At 69.4% G+C, this 11,861-nt stretch carries 4 protein-coding genes and 1 pseudogene; 3 read left to right on the top strand and 2 right to left on the bottom strand.

The genetic code is table 11. The features are described 5' to 3' along the window. Positions 1-2: 2 nt before the first annotated feature. The 3 genes and pseudogenes from ACQP0C_RS22530 to ACQP0C_RS22520 form a co-directional block, all read left to right on the top strand. Positions 3-6,200 (top strand): annotated as a pseudogene (locus ACQP0C_RS22530) (type I polyketide synthase); the annotation flags it as partial. Beyond that, positions 6,197-7,780 carry an acyl-CoA carboxylase subunit beta gene (locus ACQP0C_RS22525; protein ID WP_433722791.1) on the top strand — a complete coding sequence of 528 codons (1,584 nt, stop codon included), beginning with the start codon at positions 6,197-6,199 and terminating at the stop codon, positions 7,778-7,780. The pseudogene ACQP0C_RS22530 and the gene ACQP0C_RS22525, both read left to right, overlap by 4 nt. Then, entirely contained in the window at positions 7,777-7,968 is a 192-nt protein-coding gene (locus ACQP0C_RS22520) for a hypothetical protein (protein ID WP_433722789.1), read from the top strand. The genes ACQP0C_RS22525 and ACQP0C_RS22520 overlap by 4 nt, the downstream gene beginning before the upstream one ends. Before the next feature lie 49 nt (positions 7,969-8,017). Here ACQP0C_RS22520 and ACQP0C_RS22515 read toward each other — a convergent pair whose 3' ends face one another. Beyond that, entirely contained in the window at positions 8,018-9,511 is a 1,494-nt protein-coding gene (locus ACQP0C_RS22515; protein ID WP_433722787.1) for an FAD-binding oxidoreductase, read from the bottom strand. A gap of 47 nt (positions 9,512-9,558) precedes the next feature. Further along, a complete protein-coding gene (locus ACQP0C_RS22510; RefSeq protein ID WP_433722785.1) occupies positions 9,559-11,550 on the bottom strand; it encodes a BTAD domain-containing putative transcriptional regulator in 1,992 nt (663 codons plus the stop codon). Positions 11,551-11,861 lie beyond the last annotated feature (311 nt).

The following is an 11,861-nucleotide window of genomic DNA, read 5'->3' as shown; positions in this document are numbered from 1 at the left end:
CCAAACTGGTCGAGTACCTGCGCTGGGCGACAGCCGAACTCACCAAGGCCAAGGGCCGCATCGCCGAACTCGAATCCACCACCTCCGAACCCATAGCGGTCGTCGCCCAGGCGTGCCGGTATCCGGGCGGCGTCACCTCGGCGGCGGCGCTGTGGGACCTGGTCGCCGCGGGCACCGACGCGATCTCCGAATGGCCCGCCGATCGCGGCTGGGATGTGGCGGCGCTGTACGACCCGGACCCCGATCAGGTCGGCACCTCGACCACCCGATACGGCGGATTCATCGACAACGCCACGGATTTCGACGCCGCACTGTTCGGCATCTCCCCGCGTGAGGCGCTGGCCATGGATCCCCAGCAGCGGGTACTGCTGGAGACCGCCTGGGAACTGTTCGAATCGGCGGGTATCGACCCGATGTCGTTGCGCGGCAGTGGCACCGGAGTATTCGTCGGAGCCGGTGAACAGAGCTACCTGGACCTGGCCGCGCCCCCGGAACTCGAGGGCTACGCCATGACCGGACGGTTGGGCAGCGTGGTGTCTGGCCGCCTGGCCTACACCTTCGGATTCGAGGGTCCCGCACTCACCGTGGATACCGCGTGCTCGTCATCGCTGGTGGCCGTGCATCTCGCGGCGCAGGCCCTGCGGCGCGGCGAATGCGATCTGGCGGTGGCCGGCGGGGTCACGGTCTACGGACATCCGGGCGGCTACATCGAATTCTCGCGTCAGCGCGGCTTGTCCGCCGATGGCCGGTGCAAATCGTATGGTGCGGGCGCGGATGGCACCGGATGGTCGGAAGGCGTGGGTCTGCTGGCGCTGCAGCGTCTTTCGGATGCGGTGACGTCCGGACGCGAGGTGCTCGCGGTGCTGCGCGGCTCGGCGGTCAACCAGGACGGGGCCTCGAACGGACTGACCGCCCCGAACGGACCGTCCCAGGAGCGGGTGATTCGCGCGGCGCTGGCCGACGCCGGACTGTCCGCCTCCGAGGTGGATGTGGTCGAAGGGCACGGAACCGGGACCCGGCTGGGTGATCCGATCGAAGCCCAGGCGCTGCTGGCAACCTATGGGCGAGAACGCACTTCGGCTCGCCCGTTGTGGCTGGGGTCGCTGAAATCCAATATCGGGCACTCGGTCGCGGCGGCGGGCGTCGGCGGGCTCATCAAGATGATCGAAGCCATTCGGCGCGGCGTCGCGCCCAAGACCTTGCACGCCGAGACGCCCAGCCCGGATGTGGATTGGTCGTCCGGGACCGTGCGCCTGCTGACCGAGGCGCGCCCGTGGCCCGACTCCGGGGCTCCACGCCGGGCCGCGGTGTCCTCGTTCGGCGTGAGCGGCACCAATGCCCATGTCGTCGTCGAGCAGGCTCCCACAGCGGAATCGGTTGAATCGCAACCGGTGTCGGTGCGGCTGCCGGTGCTGCCGTGGCCGGTGTCGGGCAAGACGGCGGCGGCGGTGCGGGCACAGACGGCCCGGCTGCGGGAATTCGCCGCGGGTTCGGCGGCACGGGATCTGGATATCGCGTACTCGCTCGCCACCACCCGCACCCCGTTGGAATTCCGGACCTCGGCGCTCGGCCGGGACCGGGAGGAATTGATCGCCGGTCTGGCCGCCGATCCGATTGCCGCCCGGGCGGGCAAGACCGCGTTCGTGTTCACCGGCCAGGGCGCGCAGCGCCTCGGCATGGGAATGCGGCTCTACGCGGCCTTCCCGGTCTTCGCCGCGGCGTTCGACGAGGTCAGCGCCCAACTGGATGCACTGCTGGAACGACCGCTGCGGACCGAGATCACCGTCGGGGACCGACTGGACGACACCGCCGTCACCCAACCCGCGTTGTTCGCCGTCGAATTCGCCCTGGCGCGGCTGGTGGCGGCCTGGGGCATCCGGGCTGATTACGTCACCGGCCACTCGGTGGGTGAACTGGTTGCCGCCCAGATGGCAGGGGTGCTGTCGCTGGCCGACGCGGCGAAGCTGGTCGCGGCGCGGGCTCGCCTCATGCAGTCGCTGCCGCGCGGCGGCATGCTCGCCGTGCGCGCCGGCGCGGACCACGTGCTCGACGAACTCTCCGACCGGGTGTGTATCGCCGGTGTCAACGGACCCGCGTCGGTGGTGCTCGCCGGATCGGTCGAGGATCTGGAGTCGGTCGCGCAAACCCTGAGGGGCCGCGGAATCCGGACCCGACCCCTGGCGGTCAGCCACGCGTTCCATTCGCATCACATGGACCCGATCCTGGGCGAGTTCGAGGCGGTGGCCCGCGGGCTGACGTTCAGCCCGGCACGCATCCCGATCGTGTCCAACGTGACCGGGGCGCTCGCGGCCCCGGGCGACCACGCTGATCCCGCGTACTGGGCGCGCCACATTCGAGCGACGGTCCGCTTCGCCGACGGCATCGAGGCACTGGCCGCGGCCGGGGTGACGAAGTTCGTGGAGATCGGTCCCGACGCGATCCTGAGCGCACTGGTCGACGAGACCCTCCAGGATCGCCCCCATGTGGCGATTCCGGTCTTGCGCCGCACCGCGCGCGATGACGAGGCCGCGCTCGCCGCTGTCGCCGCCATGCATGCCAACGGCGTGAAGCTCGACTGGGAACAGGTGTTCGCGGGGACCGGTGCCCGGCGAATCCACCTGCCCACCTATGCATTTCAGCGCTCCCGGCACTGGGCCGGTGACACCGCGACCAGGTCCGCGGGCACCGGATCGGCCCTCGGCCATCCGGTGCTCGACGTCGCGGTCGACCTGGCCGACAGCGCGGCCGACGGCGTGGTGGCCACGGGCCGGCTGTCGCGGCGACAGCGCTGGATCGAACCGGGCGCGCAGGTACCCACCGCCGTGCTGGTGGAACTGGCCACGTGCGCCGCGGACGAGCTCGGCTGCAGCGAGCTGTCCGCGTTGACCGTCCTCACCCCGCTGGCCATGCCGACCGGGGCGGACCTCCACATCCAGGCGCGGGTCGGTGGGGTGACGGAGTCCGGCGAACGAGCGGTGTCGATACACTCCAGAGTCGCGGGATCCTCCGGAGCGTGGATCCCGCACGCCCGCGGCACGGTGCGGTTGCGCATCGGCGACCCCGATTTCGCACTCGCCGACTGGCCCCCGGCACTATCGGACCAGCAGCGCCACGCCGAAGTGGCCCTGCCGGACGAACTCGGTGCCGAGGCAGCCGATTTCCGAGTTCACCCGGTTCTGCTGCACGCCGCGCTGGCGGCCGTGACGCGGGGCACCGTACGCGAATTGCGTGAGGTCCGACTGTATTCGACCGGTGCGGCGGCCCTGCGGGTGCTCGCGCGCACCGGCGCCGACGGCTCGACGACGCTGTTGCTCGCCGACCGGATGGGCGCGCCCGTCGCGAGCCTGCGTGCCCTGACCGCGACCACGATCGCACCGCCGGAATCGGCTGCGCCTCGGCCGGAGATCGACGAGCTGTCCTTCACGGTCGACTGGGTGCCCGCGGCGGTCACCGGGCGCACGATCCGCTGGGGCGCGATCTCGGGCACGGCCGCCCTGCCCGAGGTGGGGGAGATGACGCTGTTCGCGGATCTGGCGGGCGCCGCCGCCACGGACAAACCGGTCGACGCGATCCTGGCCCCGATCGGTCCCGCGCCGACCGCGGACCCGGTATCCGGCGCGCACGAACTCGGCCGCCGCGCACTGACTCTCGTGCAACAGTGGTTCGCAGTCGAAGACCGCACCGCCGCTCCGCTGGTCGTGGTGACCAAGTCGGCCATGGGATTCGGCGGTACCGATATCGCCGCCGCGAGCGTGTGGGGTCTGGTGCGCTCGGCCCAATCGGAGCTGCCGGGCCGGATCGTGCTGGTCGACATCGACGACGACCCGGCGTCGGTGGCCGTACTGTCGTCGGTGGTGACCGCCGGGGAACCGCAGCTCGTCGTCCGCGAGGGTCGGGTCTTGGTGCCGCGATTGCGTCGCGTCGCATTGCCGACGCCGGTCCAATGGTCCCAGGAGTGTGTGCTGATCACCGGCGGCACCGGTTCGCTGGGCGCCATGGTGGCCCGTCACCTGGCTACCGAGCACGGTGTCTCGCGCTTGGTGCTGATCAGCCGCCGCGGCCCGGAAACCCCCGGGGCGCAGGCACTTCGGGCCGAACTGTCGGCGGCGGGCGCACAGGTGACCATCGCCGCCTGCGACGCCAGCGACCGCGATGCGCTGGCCGCCGTGCTGGCCGCACACCCGGTGACCGCGGTGGTGCACACCGCGGGCGCCACCGATGACGGCTTGCTCGGCGACCTCGACCCGGCCCGGCTGGCCGCGGTCCTGCGGCCGAAGGCCGACGCCGCCTGGCTGCTGCACGAGCTCACCCTCGACCGGGAGCTCACCGCGTTCGTGCTGTTCTCCTCGGTGGCCGGGATCATCGGCGGCCCGGGGCAGGCGAACTACGCCGCCGCCAATGTCTTCCTCGACGCGCTCGCCACCCACCGCGCCGGACTGGGCCTGCCCGCGACCTCGATCGCCTGGGGCCTGTGGGAGCAGGAGGGCGGCATCAGCGGACATCTCGACGAGGCCGACAAGCAGCGGATCGCCCGCGGCGGTTTCCCGCCGCTGCCTGCCGATTCCGGTCTCGCACTGTTCGACGCGGCCGCCGGGTCGGGGGAGGCACTGCTCGTTGCCACCCCGCTCACCCTGTCGGCGATTCGCTCCCGGCCGACCCGATTGCTGTCGGGTCTGCTACCCACCCAGCGCTCGGTGGCGGGCAATGCGGAGGCGACCGTCTCGGCCGCCGAACTCCTGCGCGGCCGGTCCGCCGAGGAGCGACACGCGATCGTGCTGGAGATCGTGTTGCGCGAGGCCGCCGCCGTGCTCGGCCACCACAGTGCCGAAGCCCTCGACAGCACAAGGGAATTCAGCGAATCGGGCTTCGACTCGCTGGCCACGGTCGAATTCCGCAATCGGCTCCAAGCCGCGTTCGGTACCCGGCTGCCCGCCACCGTCGCCTACGACAACCCGACCCCGGAGACCTTGGCGGCGTTCATCCTCGCCGAGTCCCGCGACGACCGCGTCACCGACGCGATCGACTTCGGCGGCGAGGTCGGGCTGGCCGATGACATCCGGCCCGCGGACACCGTGGTCCGCGTGGCCACCGATCCGGGCCACGTGCTGCTCACCGGTGCCTCGGGCTTCCTGGGCGCGTTCCTGCTCCGCGATCTCATGGCGACCACGAATGCCGTGGTGCACTGCGTGATCCGGGGCGCGGACGAGGCGGCCGCCACCCTGCGGCTGGTCTCGAATCTCGAGTTCTACCGGGTGGCCGACGAGGTGGACCTGAGCCGGGTCCGGGTCATCGTGGGCGATCTCGCGGCCCCACGGCTCGGGTTGTCCGAAGCCGATTTCGACGAGCTGGCCCGCTCGGTCGACGTGGTCTTCCACGCGGGCGCGACTGTGCACTGGCTGCAGCCGTACCAGCAACTGCGCGACGCCAATGTCGGTGGCACCGAGGAGATTCTGCGGCTCGCCGCCCGGCACCGCACGGTGCCGGTGCACTACGTATCGACCGTCGGCGTATTCGCCGGCGCACCCGCCGACGGCGCTGCGCTGGGGGTGGACGACCCGACCGGCCCGCCCGAGGCCCTGCCCAGCGGGTACCTGCGCACGAAATGGGTTGCCGAGCAGAACATTACGCTGGCGCGTGAACGCGGACTGCCGGTCTCGGTGTACCGGGTCGACGTGATCTCCGGAGATCAGCGGCACGGCGCGTGCCAGACCCGGGACTTCGTCTGGCTCACGCTCAAGGGCATCATTCAGGCGCGGGCGGTCCCGCCGGTCGGCGACGGCTACTTCCACCTGGCTCCGGTGGACTACGTCAGCGCCGCCATCGTGGCCCTGGCCGGGCGGCCCGAGGCCGCCGAGCGAACCTTCCACCTGCACAATCCCCTTCGGGTGGGGCTGCCCGAACTGGTCGACCGGCTGCGGGCGATGGGGTATCCGATCGCCGACCGCGACCGGACCGACTGGCTCGCCGCGGTCGCCTCGAGTGGAGACAACGCGCTGGTCCCGCTGCTCGACGCCTTTGAGGCGATGATCGGCGACACCTCGGCGTTCTACCCGGCCATCGATGTGTCCGAGACCGAGGCCATGCTGGTGGACAGCAGTATCGCTTGCCCGCCGGTGTCCGGTGAACTCTTCCGAACCTATGTCCAATTCTTCATCGAGTCGGGCCATTTCCCGGCGCCGGAACAGAGTGAGCACAGATGACCGAACTCATCGAACGGCCCGCCACGAGCGCGCCCCTGCGATCCCGGGTCGCCGAACTGCACGGCGTGAAACACGATGCCGTGCACGGAATTCCGCACACGGCGACCGAACGGCAGCACGCGATCGGCAAGCTGACCGTGCGGGAACGGCTGGAGTTGCTGTTCGACCCGGGCACCTTCCGCGAGGTCGATCAGTTGCGGCGGCACCGGGCCACCGCGTTCGGCATGGCCGAGCGCAAGCCGCACACCGACGGTGTGGTCACCGGCTGGGGAAAGGTCCACGGTCGCACGGTCTTCGCCTACGGTCATGATTTCCGGATCTTCGGCGGCTCGCTCGGGGAGGCGCACGCGGAGAAGATCCACAAGCTCATGGACCTGGCCGAGGCCGCGGGCGCACCGCTGGTCGGCCTGAACGACGGTGCGGGCGCGCGGATTCACGAGGGCGTCACCGCGCTGGCCGGCTACGGCGGCATCTTCCGCCGCCATGTCCGTGCCTCGGGCGTGATCCCGCAGATCAGCGTGATGCTCGGACCGTGCGCGGGCGGCGCGGCGTACTCGCCCGCCCTGACCGACTTCGTCTTCATGGTGCGCGGCATTTCGCAGATGTATGTCACGGGCCCCGATGTCGTGCGTACCGTGACCGGCGAGCAGGTGTCCCACGATGAGTTGGGCGGCGCGGATGTCCACGCCTCCGATTCGGGCGTGGCGGGATTCGTGTACGACACCGAGGAGGAATGCCTCGACGATGTGCGCTACTTGATCTCCCTGCTGCCGGCGAACAATCGGGAGCGCCCACCCGCCTCGGAGCCGACCGACCCGCCCGATCGGCGCAACGACGCCCTGACCGACCTGGTGCCCGCCGATTCGAGCCAGGCCTACGACATGCGGGCCGTGATCGACGAAATCGTCGACGACGGCGAGTTCTTCGAGGTGCACGCGCACTGGGCCCGCAATATCCTCTGTGTCTTCGCCCGCCTCGGCGGTGAAGTGGTGGGCATCGTGGCGAATCAGCCCAGCGTCCTGGCGGGCGTGCTCGATATCGAAGCGTCGGAGAAGGCGGCGCGTTTCGTGCAGACCTGCGACGCGTTCAATATCTCCATCGTCACCCTGGTCGATGTGCCCGGCTTCCTGCCCGGCACGGACCAGGAGCACGCGGGCATCATCCGGCACGGCGCGAAACTGCTCTACGCCTACTGCGCCGCGACCGTCCCGCGGGTTCAGGTGATCCTGCGCAAGGCCTTCGGTGGCGCCTATATCGTCATGGATTCCCGATCCATCGGCGCCGATCTGTCGTTCGCCTGGCCGTCCAACGAGGTCGCCGTCATGGGCGCGGAAGGGGCCGCCCAGGTGATCTTCCGCCGGGAGATCGGTTCCGCAGCGGACCCGGATCTGGTTCGGGCCCAGCGGATCAAGGAATACCAGCAGGAGCTGATGCATCCGTACTACGCCGCCGAGCGCGGCCTGGTCGACGATGTGATCGACCCCGCCGACACCCGGGCTGTACTCATCGACAGCCTGGCCATGCTCAGCGCCAAGCACGCGCCCTTGCCCGACCGCAAGCACGGGAATCCGCCCGCGTGAGCGGCGAGCAGCCGGTCCTGGTGGTGGAGTCGGGCCAGCCGGACGACGACGAACTTGTCGCGCTGGTCCTGGCTTTGACCGCCCTGTCGCGGCCGACGCGGCCCGGGGTGCCGGTCCGGGCGGCGGTGTGGACACTGCCGACGCCCGCGCAGGAACCCGCCACCTCGTGGCGTCGACAGCGGCGTTGAGGTGAGATCTCGATGGGCGACAGCGTCGTCGCCCATCGAGACCGCCGTCTCAGGCCGGTCGGATCGACAGGCCGTGCGCGAACACCTCGCGCGGATCCCATTTCGCCTTCGCGGCCTGCAGCGCCGGGTAATTGTCCTTGAAATACAGGCGGTGCCAGGGGATTCCCGAGCTGTTGTGAGCCGGGTCCGCCAGATCGGCGTCGGCGTAGTTGATGAAACAGCCGTCGGTCGCCTCGCCCGGTACCGGCACTCCGCCCGTCATCGCGTAGACGTCGGCATAGCATTCGCGGATCCAGCGATCGTGCCGCTCGTCCTCGGCCGGATCGGTCCACAACGTGACGTACATCAGTTTGAGGATCGAATCGCGCTGGGCCGCGGCGGTCGCGTCCGTGGCCACCGCATTGATCCGGCCGCCATAACTGACCAGAGCGACCATGGCATACGGGTGCGGATAGTCCTCGCGGGTCAGTTGCCGGTACAGCGCGTCGAGCTGAGGTGCGGGCAGCGCGCGGCGCATATATGCGGACTTCACCTTCCAGCGCGCCACCGCGGCTTCGACGAATCCGAACCATTCGTGCACCGCGTAGAACCACGGCACCCGGCTGCGGTCGTTGACCGTGTAGGTCGCGCCCGTGCCCGCGCCGACCGCAGCCAGGAAGGCGTCGAGAGTGTGCTCGGCATCCGGTTCGGCGGCGTCGATCTGGGTGCTCATCCGGAACGATCCCGCCGAGCGATGCTGGATCTTCAACTGGCTGTACAGGCTCAGGTGGTCGGAGTCGGGGCCCGCGTGGCGTTCGTGCCATTCGCCGAAATTGGTGACCAGGCGGGTGAATCCGGCCTCGTCGAGCTCGTCCCAGGACCACGAGATGTCGGAGACGATCAGCTCGGCGGGCGGGGTGGGCAGCAGCCCGGCGGGATCGTCGCCGACGGCCTCGGGCGAGCGGAACCAGTACCGGGTCACGATTCCGAAATTGCCACCGCCCGCACCGGTGTGCGCCCACCACAGATCCCGGTGGGGATCATCGGGTTCCCGCGTCGCGACGACCGCTCGTGCCCTGCCGTCCGCGTCGACCACGACCACCTCGACGGCATACAGGTGGTCGACGATGAGCCCGTGCAGGCGCGAGAGCGCACCGTAACCGCCGCCGGCGACATGACCACCCGCGCCGACGGTGGGGCACGTACCGCCGGGCAGTGTCACCCCCCAGCCCTTGTAGAGCGTCGAATAGACCCGTCCGAGGGTGGCCCCCGCAGCGACGGCGAACGCGCCCATCGCCGAGTCGTAATGCACCGTGTCCATTCCCGATATGTCGATCACCGCCCGGACTTTGCCGTTGGCTGTGAAGTCCTCATCGCAGTGGCCGCCACTGCGCACCACGACGCGCAGATCATCGTCGACCGCCTGCTGCAAGGCGGCCACCACCTGCTCGGTGGACCACACCAGCCGGATGTAGTCGGGCGATCCCACCCATCGGGTATTGGAGCCTGATATCAGCCCGCGGTAGCGCGCATCGTCCGGGCGGATCAACAGCGGTTCGGTCATAGGGTCGCTTCCTCTTCGAATGTGGTTGCCGAGGTGGATGATTCGCATCAGCTCGCGGCGATGGCCGTCGCGTGCTGATCGGTCGTTGCGGTGAGATGGGCGGTCGTCGGCCGCCGATGGGAGGGTCGTCGCCCGGGCCGGATATCGGAGGTGATGAGGGTGGACTCCCGGGTGCCCGCGATGCGCGCGAACCGGCTGTGGGCCAGCGAACCCTCGCCGGTCAGCACCACCAGCAGCGGGGCGTGTTCGGCACTGTCGAGCAGCGTTTCGAGAAAGTCCAGATTGACCTGATCGGCCAGGTGGGCGTCCTCGAAGATCAGCGTCGTCGGCCACAGTCCGGCTTTGGCGCACAGCAATTCGGTCCAGGCGGTGAGCATCACCCGGACCTGGACCGGATCGTCGGTCCCCGTCTCGGTGGCGAGTGGATACAGCGCCTCGGCGAGCTTGCGCGCCGCGACCGGTGGGCGCAGCGGATGGCCCGCCGCGTCGGCCAGTTTCGCCGAGATCCACGCGGGCGTGTCACCGACCCGGAACCCGCACGCCGCGGCCAGCATCGTCCGATGCGTCTCGAGCTGATCGCCGCCGCCGAAGCGGGCGCACAGGATCAGTTCGGAATCCCCTTGCCCGCGTAGGGTATTGCGGAATGTGCGGGCAACCCGTCGGGCGCTCGTCGCGGCGGGCGCGACCACCGCGACCAGATGCGACGCCGCTCGCTGCCGGACCCGCTCCCGCAGGCCGAACAGCATCCGGACGTCGGGGTCGGTTTCGGCATCCGGCCCGTCCGCGGTGTCGATGCCCACCGCGAGCCAGTGCCCGGTCGGCTGCCGCCGATAGCGGATCACATGCTCGGTCTCGAGACGCGTGCGTTCGCTCACCGTCACCACTCCGTAAGGTGCTTCGAGCAGCAGGCGTTCGCATTCGTCGAACAGATCGGCGTACCTGCTCGAGTTGCGTAGATCGGCATAGGCGCGAGGGACTCGCCCCTCCGCCTCCCCGGTTACCACCGCGGCCCGGAAGCGCGGCTTGATCCGCGACGCGAATTCGGTTCGGGCCGTGGTGATCCACTCGTGCGGCTGCATCGCCGCGGCCACCACTTCCGACACCTCGCACGGTTCGGGGAACGCCGTCATCACGGTGGTGCCGATGACGCCTACGACAATGCCACCGAGTGACTCGGCCGTCGCCCGAATGGCCGGCAGATAGCGTTCACCCATGGTCGGGTTGTCGGCGATCGAATCCTCCGTCCCGCCCGCCTCGATCTGGACCGACAGCACGGTGGATCGGGTGATTTCGTCGGTCGGCGCAACCACCGTGATGGGCTCATGGTGCGGGGGCTCGGCATCCGGCAGCGTCAGCGACGGACTCTGCAGCAGAATGGCCTGCTGTAGTTGCTGCAGTTCGGAACCCGGTTCGAGGCCGTAATTCTCAATGAGGGAGTTACGCCAGGCCGTGTAGACGGCCAGAGCCTCCGACGGTCGCCGTCCGCGGTACAGCGCGAGCATGAGTTGCCCGCAGGATCGTTCACGCAGTTGGCCGGAGTCGGCCAGCGCACTCAGCGAGTCGACTACCTTGGCGTGATTTCCGCGCGCCAGTTCGATCTCGAAATAGTCCTCCGACACCGACATTCGCGCGTCCTCGGCGGCAGCCAGCTCGGGCCAATCGATACCGTGCTCGGTGAGATCGGATAGGGCCGAACCGCGCCACAGCGATAGCGATTCGGCCAGTCGCACGGCGGCCGCGTCCAGATCGCCGGCTGTCGCCGCGGTTCGACCCTGGTCGGCGAGTTGGTAGAACCGATGCAGGTCGATGCGGTTGGTATCGACCTCGAGGACATAGCCCGGCGGGCGCCTGATCAGCGCAATCGGCTCGCTGTTGCCGACCGGGAAGAGATTGCGCAGCGACCAGACCGCATTGTGCAGAATTTTCCGGGCCGAGGTCGGCATCGCTTCGTTGGGCCACAAGGCATCCAGTAACTGGCTGGCCGGGACGACGGAATTGGGATGCAGAAGTAGGTACGCGAGGGTTGCCCGCTGTTTCACGCCACTGAGTCGCAGTGGCTTGTCATTATGTCGGACCTCGAGCGGCCCGAGAACACTGAACAACACGATTTCCCCTGGTGCGGCGGTCCACGAGCTGACGATTCACGGACGGCCGGATTCCGAACGCGTTGGGCGCCAACGAACTTCGTCGGTCGCCCGAATGCGCGGCGGAACGGCAGGGGTCCACGGGACGCGCTGGCTGAACCCCATTGTCCGAGCGCCGGCGACATTGGAGGCGCTGGTGCGGTGTCGGTCCCGGATTCGGAGTCCTCCCCAGGTCCGGTCGGCGAGACCTGATCGGCCCGCGTTGG

The organism is Nocardia sp. CA-129566, assembly GCF_050956075.1.
Lineage (GTDB): Bacteria > Actinomycetota > Actinomycetes > Mycobacteriales > Mycobacteriaceae > Nocardia.
This window is presented reverse-complemented; position numbering and strand designations above follow the sequence as displayed.